The following is a 17,865-nucleotide window of genomic DNA, read 5'->3' as shown; positions in this document are numbered from 1 at the left end:
CAGCGTCGGCGCGCGCGGCGCCCGAAACATCGGAGCCGCCCCCGGACCCCGGCTCGGGGCTAACCCCGAGGCACAACCCCGCCCGCGGTGCCACCATCGACGAGTGAGGCGGCCGACACGACACACAGGTCAGACAGTGGCCGCGGTGGCGCTGGTCGGGACGACCGTGGCGCTGCTCGCGACCGCGCTGCTATTCGTGCGCGCCTTCGACCGGGTCGGGCGCTCCGACCTGATGGCGATCGACGTCGAGGCGCTGCCGATCCTGGCCACCCTCGCCAGCGCGACCGCGGTCGGCGCCGTACTCGCTCATCGCCGCCCGGACCACCCGGTCGGCTGGCTGTTCCTCGCCCTCGGCGCCTCGGTCGCGGCCAGCGGCCCCCTGGACGGCTATGCGCTGTACGGCGCGGTCGCCCGGCCCGGAAGCCTGCCCGCCGCGGACCTGGTGGCCGTCGTGGCCGACGGCATGTTCGTCGTGTGGTTCGGGCTGGTCGCCTGGATCCTGCACCTCACCCCGACCGGTACCACCCTGTCGCCGCGCTGGCGGCTGGTCGCTGTTGGCTCGACGGTGGGGATGATGGCGTGGTTCGCGGTCACGCTGGTCTGGCCGGAGCCACTCGATGCGCCGTACGAGACGGTCACCAGTCCGCTGGCGCTCGGGTCCGCGGCGACGCCCGCGCTGCGGCTGACCCGGACCGCGCTCGGCATCGTGAGCGGGGTCGGACTGGTTCTCGCCGGGGTGTCGCTGCTGGTCCGGTTCCGCCGCTCCGGCGGCGTAGAGCGACGCCAGCTGCTGTGGCTCGCGGTCGTCGTGGTGCCGCTGCCCGCCTTCGTCGTGCTCGCCTACTATGCCTCGCCGGACCACCCGCTGCTGCTGGCGATCGCGGTCGGCGGTTTCATGGGGCTGCTGCCGGTCGCGACCGGGCTGGCGATCGCCCGCTACCACCTGTACGACGTGGACCGGATCCTCGGTCGCGCCGTGGCCTACCTGCTCGCTTCGGCGGTGCTCGCGATCACCTTCGCCCTGGTCGTCACCGCGGCCGGCCTGGCGATCCGCGGCGGCAGCTCCGACGTCCCGGTCGTGCTCGGGACCCTGGGCGCGGTCGCCGTCGCGATCCCGGCGTACCGCGCCTTCCAGGAGGCCATCGACCGGCGCTTCCACCGCCGGCGGTACGAGGCGCACCGGCAGGTCGAGGCGTACCTCCGCAACCCCGACCCCGACCGGACCATCGAGGACGTGCTCAGCGATGCCCTCGAGGACCCGACGCTATCGGCCGCCTACTGGGTGGAGGACCGGGACGGCTGGGTGACCGCGGACGGCCGGCCGGCGGACCCGGACGACGACGACCTGGAGGACGGCGTGCTTGAGGTACGGCGCGACGGCCGGCCGGTGGCCCGGATCCGGCATCACGCCGACCCGGAACTGGCCCGCTCGGTGGCCGACGCCGCGACCCCGGAGCTCGAGAACGTGATGCTCCGGGCCCGGATCCGGCTCCAGCTGGTCGAGGTCGACCAGTCGCGGGCCCGGATCGCAGCGGCCCAGCTCGCCGAGCGCCGCCGGCTGGAGCGCAACCTGCACGACGGCGCCCAGCAGCGGCTGCTGGCGCTGGCGTTCGAGCTCCGTGCGGCCCAGGTCAACGGCTCCGCCGAGCGGCTGGAGGCGGCCGTCGCGGCGAGCATCGAGGGTCTGCAAGCGGCCGTCGTGGACCTGCGCGAGCTGGCCAACGGCTTGCATCCCACCGTACTCCAGGACGGCGGCATCACTGCGGCCGCCGAGGACCTCGCCCACCGGTTCCCGATCGAGCTCACCCTGGCCGGCGTCGACCGGCGGTTCCGGCCGGAGGTCGAGGCGACCGCCTGGTTCCTCGCCTGCGAGGCGGTGGCCAACGCGATCAAGCACGGTGCGGCGCAGTCGGTCGCGCTCGCGGTCACCGCCGACGACACCGAGCTGACGGTCCGGGTGACCGACGACGGCCGCGGCGGCGCCGACCCGGGCGGCAACGGGCTGCGCGGCCTGGCCGACCGCGCCGAGGCGGTCGGCGGCACGCTGACGGTGCGGTCTGCGCCGGGAGCCGGCACCACAGTGATAGGAGTGCTGCCGTGCGCGCCGTGATCGCCGACGACTCGGTCCTGCTCCGGGAGGGGCTGGCCCGGCTGCTCGCAGAGGCCGGGATCGAGGTGGTGGCGCTGGTCGGCGATGCGGACGAGCTGGAGACCGCCGTCGCCGAGCATGCGCCGGACGTCGCGCTGATCGACATCCGGATGCCGCCGTCGTACACCCATGAAGGCGCCCGCGCCGCCGGCCGGATCCGCGAGCGCGATGCCAAGATCGGGTTGCTGCTGCTGTCGCAGTCCCTGGAGAGCCGGTACGCCGCGGAGCTGGCCCAGCAGCACCCGAGCGGCTTCGGCTACCTGCTCAAGGACCGGGTCGTCGATGTCGCGGTGCTGGTCGACGCGGTCGAGCGGGTCGCGGCCGGGCAGACCGTGCTCGACCCCGGCGTCGTGAGCTTCCTGCTGGGCCGGCGTACCCACGCCGACCGGCTGGCCGTGCTCACCGAGCGCGAGCGCGAGGTGCTGGCGCTGATGGCGCAGGGCCGCTCCAACGCCGCCATCGGCCGCCAGCTTGTGCTGACCGGCAAGACCGTCGAGACCCACATCGGCAACATCCTCACCAAGCTGGACCTGCCGCCCGAGGACGACGACCACCGCAGGGTGCTCGCCGTCCTCGCCTGGCTGCAGCAGGAGGTCTGAGCAGCGCCAGCGGAGCTCCGGATCGACATCAGCCTTCGCAGGCTCAGGCTGACGCTGATCCGGCCCTTGTTCACGCCACAGACCGTCGACCCGGCCCGTGTTCACCTCGACAGGAGCGAGGTCGGCACACCCGCCTGTCAATACGAGCCGGGTCAGCGCTCCCCCACGTGAACACGGGCCGGGTCAGCGCAACTAGGCGGCGACGGGCTCACGAAGTCGCCGCGCGATCGCGACGGCGGCTGCTCGCCCGGCGCGGTTGCCGCCGATGGTGCTGGCGCTCGGTCCGTAGCCGACCAGCTGCACGCGCGGGTCGGCGGCGGCAATCGTGGCGGTCTGTACGTCGCGGGTGGAGGACAACAGCTGGATCCCGCCGTACTCGCTCTTGAGGTGCAGCGGCGCCAGGTGGGCCGCGGCGGGGCGGAAGCCCGTCGCCCACAGGATCGCGTCGACATGCTCGAAGCTGCCGTCGGCCCAGCGCACGCCGTCCGGCTCGACCCGGGCGAACATCGGCCGCCGCTCGTAGGCGCCGAGCGACTCGGCGAGCCGCTCCTGCGGCCGGAGCGCCAGCCCGGTCACGCTCACCACCGAGTGCGGCGGCAGGCCGCGGCGTACCCGCTCCTCCACCCGGGCGATCACCTCGCGTCCGGTGTTCTCGTCCCAGTCGGTGCGCCAGACCGGCTCGCGCCGGGTGACCCAGATCGTGTCCGCCACCGGCGCCAGCTCGCCCAGGAACTGGACCGCGCTCGCGCCGCCGCCGACCACGACGACTCGCTTGCCGGCGAAGTGCTCCGGCCCCGGGTAGTCGACGGTATGCAGCTGCTCGCCGCGGAAGGTCTCCACGCCCGGGTAGTGCGGCACGAACGGCCGCGACCAGGTGCCGGTCGCGTTGACCAGCGTGCGGGTCGTCCACGACCGCTCGACCGCGTGAACGACGAGCAGCTCGCCCTCGCTCTCGACCCGATCGACCGCGACCGGCCGCAGCACCGGCAGCTCGTGCTGCCGCTCGTAGTCCGCGAAGTACGCCGACACCGCCTCGTTGGCGCGCCGGCCGTCGCGGGCCGGCGCGGGGGCGTCCGGTAGGTCGGCGATGCCGTGGACGTCCTCCATCGTGAGCGAGTCCCAGCGGTGCTGCCACGCTCCTCCGGGCGCTGAGTTGGCGTCGAGCACGACGTGGCTGAGGCCGAGCCGCTTGAGATGGTACGACGCCGACAGGCCCGCCTGGCCAGCCCCGATCACCATCGAGTCGTAGGTCTCCACGCCTGCTGGAACGCCCAACGCCGGGTTCCTATGCCGTGACTCTGCTCTCCCGGCGGCCAGGGAGAGCAGCGCCACCACCAGGCCGTGGGGCTGATCGACGGGAGCTTGGTCTGCCAGTGCTTGTCCATGCCCCAACTCTTCGCCGATGGCCGCCCAGCCGCGTCGGAGCGGACACCCGTCTTGGGCTCAGGGCCAGCCCTGAGCCCAAGACGACACAGACGACACAGACCTCAGGACAGTCGGCTGAGCCGCGTCTCCTCGTCGAGCCGGGCCAGCTTGTGGGGGTTGCGGATCGCGTAGATGTGGGTGATCTTGCCATCGGCGACGACCACGCTGATCGCGGTGTCGAGCATGCCGTCGATGTCGATCCGTGCCGCGGGCGCTCCGTTGAGCACCATCGGGTAGGCGGCGGCGCCCGCGGTCTCCTTGCGGGTGGCGAACCGGGCCAGCACCTTGCCGATCACCTCGGCACCGACCAGCGGGATGCGGACCGTCGAGGCGATGCCGCCACCGTCGGCCACCAGCACCACGTCGGGCGCGAGTACGTCGAGCAGCCCCTGGAGGTCGCCGCCCGTGACCGCGGCGAGGAACCGCTCGATCACCTCCTCCTGCTCGGTCCGGCTGACCTGCATCCGGGGCTGGCGGGCGACCACGTGCTGCTTGGCTCGGTGCGCGATCTGCCGGACCGCGGCCTGTGACTTGCCGACCGCCTCGGCGATCTCGGCGTACGGCACGTCGAAGACCTCGCGCAGCACGAACACCGCCCGCTCAGTTGGCCCGAGCGTCTCCAGCACGGTCAGCATCGCGATCGACACGCTCTCGGTGAGCTCGACGTCCTCGGCCACGTCCGGCGTGGTGAGCAGCGGCTCGGGCAGCCACTCGCCGACGTAGTCCTCGCGGCGGCGAGCCAGGCTGCGCAGCCGGTTGAGCGCCTGCCGGGTGACGACCCGGACCAGGTAGGCGCGCGGCTCGCGCACCTCGGCCTGGTCCACCTTCGCCCACCGCAGCCAAGTCTCCTGTACGACGTCCTCGGCGTCGGCGGCCGAGCCGAGCATCTCGTAGGCGACGGTGAACAGCAGGCTGCGGTGGGTGACGAAGGGGTCGGTGTCCAGTGAAGCGGTCATGCCCGCGAGCGTACGACGGGCCGCTCGGCCAGCGGCTTCAGCCCACACGCGGCCGCGAAGCCCTCCGACTCGACTCCCAGCGCAACGTTGGAGCGGGTGGTCAGGTTCGCGAACCCGATCACCGAGGTCAGCTCGATCAGCCCGTCGGGGCCGAGCTGCTCCAGCAGGCTCGCGACCTGCTCGTCGGTCACCGTGGGCGGGGTCTGGCTCATCGCCTCGGCGTAATCCAGCACCTCGCGCTCCAGCGGCGTGAACACCTCCGACTCGCGCCACTGCGGGATCTCCCGCGCCTTGTCCACGTCCAGGCCGTTGTTCTTGGCCATGAAGTAGTTGAAGTCCAGGCACCACGTGCAGCCGATGTACGACGCTACCGCCATGTGTGCGAACGACTTCAGGCTCTCGTCGCACCGGTCCCACTTCTGGACCTTCTGGCCGAAGCCCATGGTGGACTTCAGCACCGGCAGGTGGTGCCACATCACGCCGAGCGACTCCGGGACCTGGCCGAACATCTTCTTGCTGAACTTCTTCACCACCGCGCCGTAGAGACCGGTGATCTCCTTCGGGGGAATCCTGGTGGTCATCTGTCCTCCTGTTGATCGGTGCTCTTGATCGGGTTCGACATGAAGACACCGGCTGGCTCTGCCCTGTGACAGGCCTTCACATTCAACGTCGATGAGAGGAATCTGGTGAGTGGGTCGCCGGCACGTGCCCCGCGGCCGAGGAGGTGCGAGGACGTGACGTCAACCATCACCCGCTTCGAGGCAAGACCTGCCCCCTGCGGACGACAGTGCGGCGGAGAACAGTTCGCCACCGAGGACGGACAGGGACTGGTCACCCTGGACGTGCGCTACGCCTGCGGCTGCCAGACCCACCGCGAGGAGTTCCACGACGGCAGCGTGCACTCCAGCGTGGTGAACCACCACGGCAAGGTGGTGGTGGACGAAGAGCTGCGGGGCGAGTGAGCGTGGCCGACGGGGAGGTGGTCGCCGACCACGACGTACTCATGATCGGCGGCGGCCTGGCTGGCCTGCGCGCCGCCGTCGCGATCGCCGAGACCAGCGCCCACCTCGACGTCGCGGTGATGTCGAAGGTGTACCCGATGCGCAGCCACAGTGTGTCCGCCGAGGGCGGCGCCGCTGGCGCGATCGCGGACGACGACGACACCCTCGATGAGCACGCCTACGACACGGTCTCCGGCAGCGACTGGCTCGGGGACCAGGACGCGATCGAGGCGTTCGTCGCGGAGGCACCGCGCGAGCTGCTGCAGCTCGAGCACTGGGGCTGCCCGTGGAGCCGCCAGCCGGACGGCCGGATCGCGGTCCGCGCCTTCGGCGGCATGAAGAAGATGCGCACCTGGTTCGCCGCCGACAAGACCGGCTTCCACATGCTGCACGCGCTCTTCCAGACCACGCTGAAGTACCGCGAGGTCACCAGGTACGACGAGTGGTTCGTGACCAGACTCCTCGTCGATGACGGCCGGGTGCAGGGCGTGGTGGCGATCGAGCTGATGACCGGCCGGATCCAGGCGGTCACCGCCAAGGCGGTCGTGCTGGCCACCGGTGGCTGCGGGAAGGTCTTCCCGTTCACCACCAACGCCAACATCAACACCGGCGACGGGATGGCGCTGGCTCTCCGCGCGGGCGCGCCGCTGAAGGACATGGAGTTCGTGCAGTACCACCCGACCGGGCTGCCGTTCACCGGGATACTGATCACCGAGGCCGCACGCGCCGAGGGCGGCTGGCTGGTCAACGCGGACGGCTACCGATACCTGCAGGACTACGACCTCGGCACGCCGTCGCCGACGCCGGTTCTGCGCAGCATGGAGCTCGGCCCGCGCGACCGGCTGTCCCAGGCGTTCGTGCACGAGGCGGAGAAGGGCCGCACCACCGCCTCGCCGTACGGCGAGGTCGTCCATCTCGACCTCCGCCACCTGGGCGAGAAGCTCATCGACAGCAAGCTGCCGTTCGTGCGCGAGCTGTGCCTGAAGTACGAGCGCATCGACCCGGTCCACGAGCTGATCCCGGTCCGGCCGGTGATCCACTACATGATGGGCGGAGTCCACACCGACATCGACGGCGCGGCCGGGCTCGACGGGCTGTACGCCGCCGGCGAGACCGCGTGCGTGAGCATCAACGGTGCCAATCGGCTGGGCTCCAACTCGCTGCCCGAGTGCCTGGTCTTCGGAGCCCGGTCGGGCCGCGCCGCAGCGGAGTACGCCGGCTCGGCGCCGCCGACCACCGCCGCCGTACAGGCTCAGGTCGACGACGAGGTACGGCGGCTGCGGGCGCTCCTCGACCGTCCGGCCGGGGACGACGACGGGGTGGCCCGGATCCGCGAGGAGCTGCAGTCGACGATGGAGGAGGCGGCCGGCATCTACCGCACCGGCCCCTCGATGGAGAAGGGCGCCGACGCCGTGCAGGCGCTCCGGGAGCGGGCCGATGCGGTGGGCATCCGGGACACCAGCCGCCCGTTCAACACCGAGCTGGTCGCCGCCCTGGAGCTGGCCAACCTGGTCGACATCGGGGAGTGCATCCTGCTCTCCGGGCTGGCGCGCGAGGAGTCGCGCGGCGCCCACCAGCGCACCGACTTCCCCGCCCGCGACGACGAGCACTTCCTCGCCCACCATCTCGTCCGGCGCGCTGACGACGGGAGCCCCCGCATCGAGCAGCTACCGGTGACGATTACCCGCTGGCCGCCGGGCGAGCGGGTCTACGGGAGGTAGCCCCATGACTGATGAGTCCGACGACAACATCACGATGCGGGTGACCCGCTACCGGCCGGACAAGAACGACCCCCCGGTGCCGGTGGACTACGGGGTGCCGCTGCGCAAGGAGTGGACCGTCCTCGACGGACTGAACCACATCAAGGCCGAGCAGGACGAGTCACTGGCGTTCCGTTGGTCCTGCCGGATGGGTATCTGCGGCAGCTGCGGGATGAACGTCGATGGCGAGCCGCGGCTCACGTGTGCGACCTTCCTCTCCGACTACGCCCCGGGCCCGGTGCGCGTGGAGCCGCTGGCGAACTTCCCCGTCGTCAAGGACCTGGTCGTCGACATCAACGACTTCATGGAGAAGCTGCCCCGCGTCAAGCCGTGGATCATCCGCGACGACGACGTCACCGAGATCGACGGCGAGTACCTCCAGACGCCCGAGGAGCTCGACGCCTACAAGCAGTTCAGCATGTGCATCAACTGCATGCTCTGCTACGCCGCCTGCCCGGTCTACGGCCTCGACCCCGACTTCATGGGCCCCGCTGCGATCGCCCTGGCCGAGCGCTACGACCTCGACTCCCGCGACCACGGCGCCCGCGAACGGCTCGACGTACTTATCGAGCACGAAGGCGTGTGGGGGTGCACGTTCGTCGGCGAATGCACCCGGGTCTGCCCCAAGCACGTCGACCCCGCCGGCGCGATCCAGCGCTACAAGGTCAAGGCTGCCAAGGAGTCGGTGATGGCGTTCCTGCTGCCGCGGGCGGCGGGCCGATGAGCGACACCCGCTACCACCCTCCGGTCCGCCTCTTCTGGTGGACCACGAAGCGGAGCTACTTCCTGTTCGTCATGCGGGAGCTCAGCAGCCTGTTCGTCGCCTGGCTCGTCCTCTTCCTGATCCTGCTGGTCCGTGCGGTCAGCCGTGGCGAGGCGGCGTACGAGAGCTTCTGGGACTGGGCGGACACTCCCTGGGTCGTCGCAATCAACCTGCTGGCCTTCGCCTTCCTCGTGCTGCACACCGTCACCTGGTTCAACCTCACCCCACAGGCGATGGACCTGCGCCTGCGCGGCCGGCGGCTGCCGGCGTCGGCGATCATCGGCGCCCAGTACGGCGGCCTCCTGGTGGTCTCCGCCGCCATCGCCTGGCTGGTCCTGCGATGACCAAACGACGCATCGAACCCCTGGTCTGGCTGACGTTCAGCGGCGGCGGTGTCGCGGCGGCGACGTTCCTGCCGGTGCTGGCGCTGCTGTTCGCGCTGGCGTTCCCGCTCGGCTGGATCGACCCGCCGAGCTACGACCGGATGGCCGACCTGCTGGGCCATCCCCTCACGTTCCTGGTGCTGCTCGGGCTGTTCCCGGTGATGCTCATCCACGCCGCGCACCGCTTCCGCTACACGCTGTACGACGGCCTCCAGGTCAAGCACAAGCTGCTGGTGGCCATGCTCTGCTACGGCGGCGCGCTCGCGGGCTCCTTCGCCGCGCTGGTGTGGCTGGGCAATGCGCTGACCTGAGCCCGTCAGGCCGGTGGGGTGAGCGCGAGCAGGCGCTTCTCCTCGTCGTCGGTCAGCGGCACCTCGAGGACCTTCAGCCAGTCCGCCAGCTCGCCGTCGCGCAGCGGCCGGTGCTCGGTCGGGGCGTCGCCGTACCGGATGGTCAGCGTCTCCAGCGTCAGCGAGACGTGCCGGCCCGGCAGGTGGCGGGTCAGCATCAGGCCCTTCAGGAAGTGGGAGTCCGGGAAGGTGCTGGTGAAGTGGTGGCCCATCGCGAGGTCGACCGGCTTCACCGGCAGGTCGTCGGCGGTGTGCATGACCTGCCAGCCGCCGTCCCGCAGCCGCGACATCCGCCAGCCGTCCGGGTCGGACAGCCGGTCCAGGCGGTACTGCCAGCCGAGGTGGTCGTTCACCGCGCCGTCGGCCAGCTCGATCGGCCGCAGCAGGCTCATCCCGAACCCCGGGTCGCACAGCCAGCGCCGCCCGTCGACGGCCACCTCGACCACCACATGGGTGCGGCCCTGCTGGCTGCCGGTGGCCGGGTCACCGACGCGGCCCAGCCGGCGGCGAACGTCGAAGCCCAGCCGTTCCAGCACCGCCGCGAAGAGCGTGCCGTGCTCGAAGCAGTAGCCGCCCCGGCCGCGGCCCAGGAACTTCTCCTGGATCGCGTCCAGGCCGAGCCCGGCGTGCTGGCGGAGCAGCACGTCGATGTTGTCGAAGGTGAACCTGCGCACGTGCGCCTCGTGCAGGCGGTTGAGGAGGTCGATGCTCGGTGGTGCCGCGGCGACGCCGATCCGGTCGAGGTACGCCGGCAGGTCGAGCTGGTCCACCTGCCACTGGCCGGCGGAGGTGGGATCGGCGGACGTGGGAGATGACATAGCGCCAGCGTAGAACCCAAGGCGTACCCTGCTGTCTCGTGGCAGACGCTGAATTTCGATACTCCGACCTCCTCCCCACCGGCAAGGACGAGACTCCCTACCGGCTGATCAGCACCGAGGGGGTCTCGGCCGTCGAGGGGCCGGACGGCCGGACCTTCCTGCAGGTCAACCCGGAGGCGATCCGGCGACTGACCGCCGAGGCGATGCACGACATCAGCCACTACCTGCGGCCGGCGCACCTCGCCCAGCTCCGCAAGATCATCGACGACCCGGAGGCGTCCGGGAACGACCGGTTCGTGGCGCTCGACCTGCTCAAGAACGTCAACATCTCGGCCGGCGGCGTACTCCCGATGTGCCAGGACACCGGCACCGCGATCGTGATGGGCAAGAAGTCCGAGGGCGTGCTGACCGGTGCCGACGACGCCGAGGCGATCAGCCGTGGCGTGTACGACGCCTACACGAGGCTGAACCTGCGCTACTCCCAGCTCGCCCCGCTGACGACGTACGAGGAGAAGAACACCGGCAGCAACCTGCCGGCGCAGATCGAGCTCTACTCGACCGCACAGGGCGAGAAGGGCCCGGAGTACAAGTTCCTGTTCATGGCCAAGGGCGGCGGCTCGGCCAACAAGTCGTTCCTGTTCCAGAAGACCAAGGCGATCCTGAACCCGAAGCGGATGCTCACCTTCCTGGACGAGAAGATCCGCTCGCTCGGCACCGCCGCCTGCCCGCCGTACCACCTGGCCGTGGTGATCGGCGGTACGTCGGCGGAGTTCGCGCTGAAGACGGCGAAGTACGCCAGCGCCCACTACCTCGACCACCTCCCGACCGAAGGCTCGATGTCGGCCCACGGCTTCCGCGACCTGGAGCTGGAGGAGGAGGTCTTCAAGCTGACCCAGAGCTTCGGGATCGGCGCGCAGTTCGGCGGCAAGTACTTCTGCCACGACGTGCGCGTGGTCCGGCTGCCGCGGCACGGCGCCTCCTGCCCGGTCGCGATCGCCGTCTCCTGTTCGGCCGACCGGCAGGCGCTCGGCAAGATCACCGCCGAGGGCGTGTTCCTGGAGCAGCTGGAGACCGACCCGGCGCAGTACCTGCCCGACACTGAGGAGCAGCACCTGATCCAGGGCGGCGAGGTCGTGAAGATAGACCTCACCCAGCCGATGCCGGAGATCCTCGCCGAGCTGTCGCGGCACCCGGTGAAGACCCGGCTCTCGCTGACCGGCCCGCTGGTGGTCGCCCGCGACATCGCGCACGCCAAGATCCAGGAGCGGCTGGACGCCGGCGAGGAGATGCCGCAGTACCTCAAGGACCACCCGGTCTACTACGCCGGCCCGGCCAAGACGCCCGAGGGCTTCGCCTCCGGCTCCTTCGGGCCGACCACCGCCGGCCGGATGGACTCCTACGTGAAGTCGTTCCAGGCCGCCGGCGGCTCGATGGTGATGCTGGCGAAGGGCAACCGGTCCAAGCAGGTCACCGAGGCGTGCGGCGATTACGGCGGCTTCTACCTCGGCTCCATCGGCGGCCCCGCCGCCCGGCTCGCGCAGGACTGCATCAAGTCCGTCGACGTCCTGGAGTACGCCGAGCTCGGCATGGAGGCGGTCTGGAAGATCGAGGTCGAGGACTTCCCCGCCTTCATCGTGGTCGACGACAAGGGCAACGACTTCTTCACCGACCCCTCCGGCGCCGTCAACGTGCCGATCTCAGGGATCCGGGTCCGCTCGCGCGAGCGCTAGGGCGGCAGGCCGGCTGACGTCATACGACCCGGTCGCGATAGGTCCTGGGGCGTATGACGTTGCGTGGGACGTCATGCGACCCCGGGGAGGTCGCGCCAGCCAGCATCGATGAGAGCGCGCCTCACCTGGGCAAAGAAGTCGTCGGGGCAGAGCCGGAGACCAAGGACCGGGAGCCGAAGGACAGTGTCGCTGCCGAGTGCGATCGAGTTGTGCCGAAGGGCATCGGCGACTAGGTTCTCCGCCCACGCGTGCTGGATGCCGTCAACCTCGACGACCAACCCCCACCTCGACCATCGAAAGTCCAGATAGTAGGTGCCGCTCGGCGTACGCCGCAGCACATGTTTGTCGGGCTCGGGAAGGCCTCGCTCGCGGCAGCCCCGTACGACGTCGAGCTCGTTCAGCGAGCGGATACCACCAGCCAGTTCCAGGATCACTGCATGCACCAGAGCTCGCCGCTTGTCACGACGCACGGTCAGTGCCTCCTTCGTAAGCTGCCTCGGTGTGGTCAGCCCCTGCTGGACTGCCATGGTCAGCAGCAAGGTCGCCTGCCGGTCCGACACCGCCCACAACGCGGCCCGGATCGCAGCAATGGCCGGCCGGGAGCGAGGCACGCCCGATGAGATCACGTCCGACGCGGACCATCGCCTGGTTTGCCGAATGTCGATGTGAGTGCCGCGCTGCCTGATCTTGGCGCCGCGCGGCACCGAGACCCTGATCTTGTTGGCTGTGTAGTGCTCAAGTCCGGAAGCGATCAATGCCGAGGCCCCGTCGAGGAATGCGCGCGGTCCACCCTCAAGCACCGCTGCCCACCAACGGGCCTGCTCTGGCAATGGGCCCGAATGGACGCTGACGCAGTGGCGCCCGATCGCGCGCCACCGCCCAGCGCGGACGTTGGCTCGCACCTCCCCGCGAGTGATGCCGAGCCCATAGATCTGTGATCGGCTGACGACTCCAGCCTGGGCAACAGCCAACTGCTCAACCTTCCGGCGACGAATCCGGCGTCGAGCCGCCGGCGAAATCTCTGACGTTGTCATGGACGACAGCCTCCGAGGCCAGTCCGACATTTCTAGCCCGGCCAAGGGTGACCTGTGGAGAAGAACACGGCTGCCGAATCTGTGGACGGCTCCCGGGCCAGTCTCGCCCTCAAGCGGGCAGGTCAAGACGTCATACGGTGCGGGAGCTATCGCTCACGTCTCGTATGACGTCCGCGCCCTCTCTCCCGAACTCAGACGCCGATCGACCGCCACGGTCCCCAGATCGCGAAGGTCATGCCGGCGCTGGCCTGGATGTTGACGAAGAGCGTGTGACCGTCGGGGCTGAACGTCGAGCCGGCGAACTCGTCGTTCGAGCGGTCGTTCCCGGCCGAGCCGCGCAGCCGGTTCAGGGCGATGTCCCGGAGCCGCCCGCTCGGCGACAGGCCACGGATGAAGTTGTCGGCCACGTTGTCCTCGCAGACGACGAGCGTGCCGCGCGGGGACGTGGTGATGTTGTCGGGTAGGTCCAGCTCGAGCGGCCCGGATGACTGGAACGCTACGCGAAGGCGCTCCCTCCGGACGTCGTACGCCCAGACCTGGCCGGAGCCGCGGCCATAGCCCGCCGGGTTGTGGGTCCCGGCCTCCGCCGCGCCGCCGCCCTGCGTGGAGGTGAAGTAGACGACCCCGTCGTCGTACACCTGCCCCTCCAGCCGCGAGAAGTGCGCCGCACCCCGCGCCCAGCCCTGCGAGCTGACGTGCGTCAGTGCCGTGTCGTTCGGCGTCGCCGCCGGCTGGCCGGGGGTGAAGGGGTAGGCGACGTCAGGTTCGTCGATGTCGACCCACTCGACGTCGGACGTCGTGCCCTGGACCTGGGCTCCCTCCAGGTGTGCGTTGTCGACGCCGGCCACCTTCAGCATCTGCAGTCGGCCGCCGTCCTCCAGCCGGCCGACCTCCATCGGATGCCGGGGCGGGCGGTACCGGTAGAAGCCGGACGCGAACGCGAAGTTGTCCTCAGTCAGGTAGAGATGACCGTGGTGCGGATCGAAGGAGACCGCCTCGTGGGCGAACCGCCCGGCACTGCGAAGCGGCTCGCGGCGCGACTGCCCCGCGCCGGGCTGATGGCTGACCGGGACCTCGAAGACATATCCGTGGCGCTGCTGGAGCGGGATGTTGGGCGTGCCGGTGAAGTCCGCGCCGACGTCCGGCCCGTTGACCGTCTCCTCGCAGGTCACCCACGCTCCCCACGGCATCTGGCCGCCCGAGCAGTTCATCATCGTGCCGTTCAGGCTGGTGAAGCCCCGGACGACCTTGCCGTGCCGGGTGACCTGGATGGTCGTGGTCCCGCCCCCGGCCATCGGGTCGTACGGCGTCCCCGGGCCGAACGCCGGCCTCGGGTTGTTGACCTCGTGGTTGCGGACCAGGATCACCGAGCCGCCGGGCCCATGGAAGGCGCCCATGCCGTCGTGGCGACCAGGCAGCCGGGTCCCGTCCTCCAACGTCACCGGAAACTCGGTGTCGTGGAACGAGCGGTAGTTGAACCCGCGCGGCAGGTGCAGTCGCACCACGCCGTCGCGATGGTCCTCGACCGGCACCAGACCGGCCGCGCTCGGTGATCGTCTCGCCTCGGCGGGCGTGGCCACCAGGCCCGCGAACGGACCCGCGATGGTCGTGGCTGCTGCAGACTTCAGGACGGTACGGCGTTGCATGGACATGCTGACTCCCGGGGGACGGCCCGATCCAGCCACACTAAGCACGCCGCCGGGAGGTGGCAAGCACCCCCAGGAACGTCCAGCCGGATGCGCTGACGCGGCGCGGCCGCGTGTTGCATACTGCGCGCCAGGCCGTGTTCCGCCACCGGCCGTTCTCCCCTGCCACCTGGAGGTTCTCGTGCACTCCCGCCTACCCATGCGCTCTCGCAGCCTCGCCGCCCTCGCGGTGGCCGCTGCCGGACTGGCCGGCATCCCGGCGCTCACCGGCGCCAACGCCAGCGCCGGATCCGCGGCACCGGCCGACGCCGACACCGAGGTCTACATCGTCGAGCTGGCCGCTTCGCCCGTCGCCGAGTACGGCGGCGGCATCGCCGGCCTGGAGGCGACCGAGGTCACGCCCGGTGAGCGCCTGGACAAGGCGACGCCCGCGGTCCGCGAATACGTCACGTACCTCAACGAGAAGCGCGCCGACGTCCGCGCCCGGGTCGGCGCCACCAGCCTCTACGACTACAACTACACCTACGCCGGCTTCGCCGCGGAGCTGACTGCGACCGAGGCCGCCCGCCTGGAGCGCTCCGGCGACGTACTCTCCGTCGAGCGCAGCGAGACGGTCCAGGGCGACACCATCAGCACCCCGCGATTCCTCGGCCTGACCGGCGAGGGCGGGGTCTGGGACAAGGTCGGCGGCATCGACAAGGCCGGCGACGGCGTGATCATCGGCGTCATCGACTCCGGCTTCGTGCCGGAGCGACCGAGCTTCGCGCCGATCGAGACCACCTGGCGGTCCGACCAAATCGTCGCCGCGAAGTGGAAGGGCAAGTGCGACCCCGGCACCGAGGCGCCGCTGGTGACCTGCAACAACAAGGTGATCGGCGCCCGGTACTTCGACAAGGGCATCCTGGCGGGCGCCGGCGCCAAGCCGATCCCGGAGGAGTACGTCTCCCCGCGTGACCGCGGCGGCCACGGCACCCACACCGCCAGCACCGCCGCCGGCAACAACGGCGTGCTCATGAAGGTGCAGGGTCGCGACTGGGGTCTCGGCTCCGGCATCGCTCCGCAGGCCCGGCTCGCGATCTACAAGGGTCTCTGGGACATCGACAACTCCGGCGGCGGCTCCGGCAACAGCGCCGACCTGGTCGCCGCGATCGACGCCGCCACCGCGGACGGCGTGGACGTCATCAACTACTCGATCTCCAGCGCCGAGCTGACCACCACGGGCGCGATCGGGCAGGCGTTCCTGAGGGCCGGCAAGGCAGGCGTGTTCGTGGCCACCTCGGCCGGCAACACCGGCCCCGGCGCCAGCACCGTGCGCAAGCACTGGCCCTGGGTGACCACGGTCGCCAACGGCACCCACGACCGGGCGATCAGCCAGTCGGTCACCCTCGGCAACGGCGCGACGTACACCGGTGGTGGCATCGGTGGTGCCTCCCCGAACGCGCCCCTCGTGCTCGCGACCAGCGTCAAGCTCGCCGCGGCGACCGACGAGAACGCCTCGCTCTGCCTCGCCAACACCCTCGACCCGGCCAAGGCGGTCGGCAAGATCGTGCTCTGCGAGCGCCGGCTCGGCGCCCGCGTCGACAAGAGCCTGCAGATCAAGAACGCCGGCGGCGTCGGCATGATCCTGTGGAACGCCGCCGCCAGCACCATCGAGTCCGAGCGGCACTCGGTGCCGACCGTGCACGTCGACCACGTCGTCGGTGCCGCGATCCGGGAGTACGCCGCCACCGCGGATGCGACCGCGGCCATCGCGGCGGCCGAGGTCAGCCGGGCGCAGGCGCCGAAGGTGGCGTCGACCTCGTCCCGCGGCCCCGCCCCCGACGCCGACCTGCTCAAGCCCGACGTGATGGCGCCGGGCACCGGCGTACTCGCGGCGACCGTGTCGGATCGCGACGGCGAGGAGTACGCCTTCTTCAGCGGCACCTCGATGTCGTCCCCGCACGTCGCCGGCATCGCGGCGATCCTCATCGGCCGGCACCCCGCGTGGTCGCCGATGGCGGTCAAGTCCGCGATCCTCACCACCGCGACGACCACCGACAACGACGGCAAGGCGATCGAGAAGGACTCCGGCGGCGCCTCCGACCCGTTCGGGTACGGCGCTGGCCAGGTCCGGCCACGGCTCTCGCTCGACCCCGGCCTGGTCTACGACTCGACGTACACCGACTGGACCCGGTACATCTGCGGCGCGGGCCACGTGCCGAGCACCCACGAGCTGTGCGCCAACGGCAAGATCGACCCGAGTGACCTGAACTACCCGACCATCGCCGTCGGCGAGCTGGCCGGCAAGCAGACGATCACCCGGACGGTCACCAACGTGTCCAGCAAGACCGAGACCTACCGGGCCTCGGTCGAGGGCCTCGCCGGCATCGACGCTCAGGTGTCGCCGCAGTCGTTCGAGCTGCGGCCCGGGCGCAGCAAGACGTTCACGGTCACCTTCACCAACCAGACGGCGGCCCCGAACGCTTACGCGTTCGGCAAGCTGGTCTGGAAGGGGAGGAAGCACTCGGTGGCCAGCGTGATAGCGGTCAAGCCGGTGCTGATGGCCGGCCCGGCATCGGTGACCGGCACCGGCACCTCGGGCTCCGCGGAGCTCTCGGTCACGCCCGGCATCAACGGCGACCTGTCCACGACGGTGTCCGGCCTGGTCGCCTCGACCCAGCACAACGCAACGCTGCGCAACGCGGTCGGCGGCACCTTCCCGGCGACCAACCCGGCGGCCAACGACCACGTCGCGAAGTTCACGATCGACGTGCCGGCCGGCACCCGGGCGCTGAAGCTCGCGACGTACGCCGGCGAGCACGGCGCGGTCGATGTGGACGTCCATGTCTACGCGAAGGACTCGAAGACCCGGCTGTTCGTCAGCGCCGCCGACGGCGCCGACGAGACCATCGTGATCCGCGGGCCGGGTGCGTCGTACGACGTGTACGTCGACCTCTGGGCCGGCGCTGGCGACCAGCCGATCACGCTGCACTCGTGGCTCGCGGGCGCCGGGTCGGGCAACCTCACGGTCACGCCCAACCCGCTGTCGGCCACCGTCGGCCAGCCGGCCACGCTGACCGCGGCCTGGTCCGGCCTGGAGTCCGGCAAGCGCTACTTCGGCCTGCTCGACCACTCCGGCGCCGGCGCCCGCGCCAACGGCGCCACCGTCGACATCACCACCAACTAGCCCCACAAATACTGTCCCAGCCCGTCGGATGCTTCCGACGGGCTGGGACAGTTTCACTAGGTGCCTAGTGAAACTGCCGCGAAAA

At 70.6% G+C, this 17,865-nt stretch carries 15 protein-coding genes; 9 read left to right on the top strand and 6 right to left on the bottom strand.

The window, feature by feature from the left end:
- Positions 1-145: 145 nt before the first annotated feature.
- Positions 146-2,110, top strand: a complete 1,965-nt coding sequence (locus tag DDV73_RS29545) for a sensor histidine kinase (protein ID WP_154402838.1) — start codon at positions 146-148, stop codon at positions 2,108-2,110.
- The gene (locus tag DDV73_RS21160; protein ID WP_109509234.1) at positions 2,098-2,748 is read left to right on the top strand and encodes a response regulator transcription factor; all 651 of its coding nucleotides are present in this window, start codon (positions 2,098-2,100) and stop codon (positions 2,746-2,748) included. The genes DDV73_RS29545 and DDV73_RS21160 overlap by 13 nt, the downstream gene beginning before the upstream one ends.
- A 192-nt stretch (positions 2,749-2,940) precedes the next feature.
- Here the strand turns inward: DDV73_RS21160 and DDV73_RS21155 are convergent, their stop codons facing one another.
- From DDV73_RS21155 to DDV73_RS21145, 3 genes are all read right to left on the bottom strand, one after another.
- On the bottom strand, positions 2,941-3,987 hold the full coding sequence (locus DDV73_RS21155; RefSeq protein WP_206051026.1) for an NAD(P)-binding domain-containing protein: 1,047 nt from the start codon (positions 3,985-3,987) through the stop codon (positions 2,941-2,943).
- Positions 3,988-4,235: 248 nt separating this feature from the next.
- On the bottom strand, positions 4,236-5,129 hold the full coding sequence (locus DDV73_RS21150) for an RNA polymerase sigma-70 factor (protein WP_109509232.1): 894 nt from the start codon (positions 5,127-5,129) through the stop codon (positions 4,236-4,238).
- Positions 5,126-5,710, bottom strand: a complete 585-nt coding sequence (locus DDV73_RS21145; RefSeq protein ID WP_109509231.1) for a carboxymuconolactone decarboxylase family protein — start codon at positions 5,708-5,710, stop codon at positions 5,126-5,128. The genes DDV73_RS21150 and DDV73_RS21145 overlap by 4 nt, the downstream gene beginning before the upstream one ends.
- Before the next feature lie 153 nt (positions 5,711-5,863).
- Between DDV73_RS21145 and DDV73_RS21140 the strand changes: the two genes are divergently transcribed.
- From DDV73_RS21140 to DDV73_RS21120, 5 genes are read left to right on the top strand one after another with little or no spacing between them, the layout of a single operon-like run.
- Positions 5,864-6,091 (top strand): hypothetical protein, encoded by a 228-nt coding sequence (locus DDV73_RS21140; protein WP_109509230.1) that lies wholly within the window; start codon positions 5,864-5,866, stop codon positions 6,089-6,091.
- Between the two features lie 2 nt (positions 6,092-6,093).
- A complete protein-coding gene (frdA, locus tag DDV73_RS21135; RefSeq protein WP_240617395.1) occupies positions 6,094-7,851 on the top strand; it encodes a fumarate reductase (quinol) flavoprotein subunit in 1,758 nt (585 codons plus the stop codon).
- A 4-nt stretch (positions 7,852-7,855) separates the two neighbouring features.
- The gene (locus DDV73_RS21130) at positions 7,856-8,614 is read left to right on the top strand and encodes a succinate dehydrogenase/fumarate reductase iron-sulfur subunit (protein WP_109509229.1); all 759 of its coding nucleotides are present in this window, start codon (positions 7,856-7,858) and stop codon (positions 8,612-8,614) included.
- Positions 8,611-8,997, top strand: a complete 387-nt coding sequence (locus DDV73_RS21125) for a fumarate reductase subunit C (protein WP_109509228.1) — start codon at positions 8,611-8,613, stop codon at positions 8,995-8,997. Before DDV73_RS21130 ends, DDV73_RS21125 begins: the two co-directional genes overlap by 4 nt.
- Complete coding sequence (locus tag DDV73_RS21120) at positions 8,994-9,347, top strand: succinate dehydrogenase/fumarate reductase transmembrane subunit (RefSeq protein ID WP_109509227.1); 354 nt, start codon at positions 8,994-8,996, stop codon at positions 9,345-9,347. Before DDV73_RS21125 ends, DDV73_RS21120 begins: the two co-directional genes overlap by 4 nt.
- Positions 9,348-9,352: 5 nt before the next feature.
- Here the strand turns inward: DDV73_RS21120 and DDV73_RS21115 are convergent, their stop codons facing one another.
- Positions 9,353-10,204 carry an arylamine N-acetyltransferase family protein gene (locus DDV73_RS21115; protein ID WP_170126045.1) on the bottom strand — a complete coding sequence of 284 codons (852 nt, stop codon included), beginning with the start codon at positions 10,202-10,204 and terminating at the stop codon, positions 9,353-9,355.
- Between the two features lie 38 nt (positions 10,205-10,242).
- Here DDV73_RS21115 and DDV73_RS21110 point away from each other — a divergent pair, with 38 nt between their 5' ends.
- On the top strand, positions 10,243-11,934 hold the full coding sequence (locus tag DDV73_RS21110; protein WP_109509225.1) for a fumarate hydratase: 1,692 nt from the start codon (positions 10,243-10,245) through the stop codon (positions 11,932-11,934).
- Positions 11,935-12,005: 71 nt separating this feature from the next.
- On the opposite strand, the gene DDV73_RS21105 is transcribed toward DDV73_RS21110, so the two are convergent.
- Both DDV73_RS21105 and DDV73_RS21100 read right to left on the bottom strand, forming a co-directional pair.
- Complete coding sequence (locus tag DDV73_RS21105; RefSeq protein ID WP_161962488.1) at positions 12,006-12,968, bottom strand: DUF559 domain-containing protein; 963 nt, start codon at positions 12,966-12,968, stop codon at positions 12,006-12,008.
- A gap of 191 nt (positions 12,969-13,159) precedes the next feature.
- Positions 13,160-14,620, bottom strand: coding sequence for a PhoX family protein (locus tag DDV73_RS21100; protein ID WP_109509223.1), 1,461 nt, complete (start codon positions 14,618-14,620; stop codon positions 13,160-13,162).
- A gap of 193 nt (positions 14,621-14,813) precedes the next feature.
- Between DDV73_RS21100 and DDV73_RS21095 the strand changes: the two genes are divergently transcribed.
- Complete coding sequence (locus DDV73_RS21095; RefSeq protein WP_109509222.1) at positions 14,814-17,780, top strand: S8 family serine peptidase; 2,967 nt, start codon at positions 14,814-14,816, stop codon at positions 17,778-17,780.
- Positions 17,781-17,865: the final 85 nt, after the last annotated feature.

The sequence above is a fragment of the Nocardioides speluncae genome, assembly GCF_003121585.1.
GTDB classification, from domain to species: domain Bacteria; phylum Actinomycetota; class Actinomycetes; order Propionibacteriales; family Nocardioidaceae; genus Nocardioides; species Nocardioides speluncae.
Note: the sequence above shows the minus strand (reverse complement) of the source record. Positions and strands in the feature narration are given on the sequence as shown.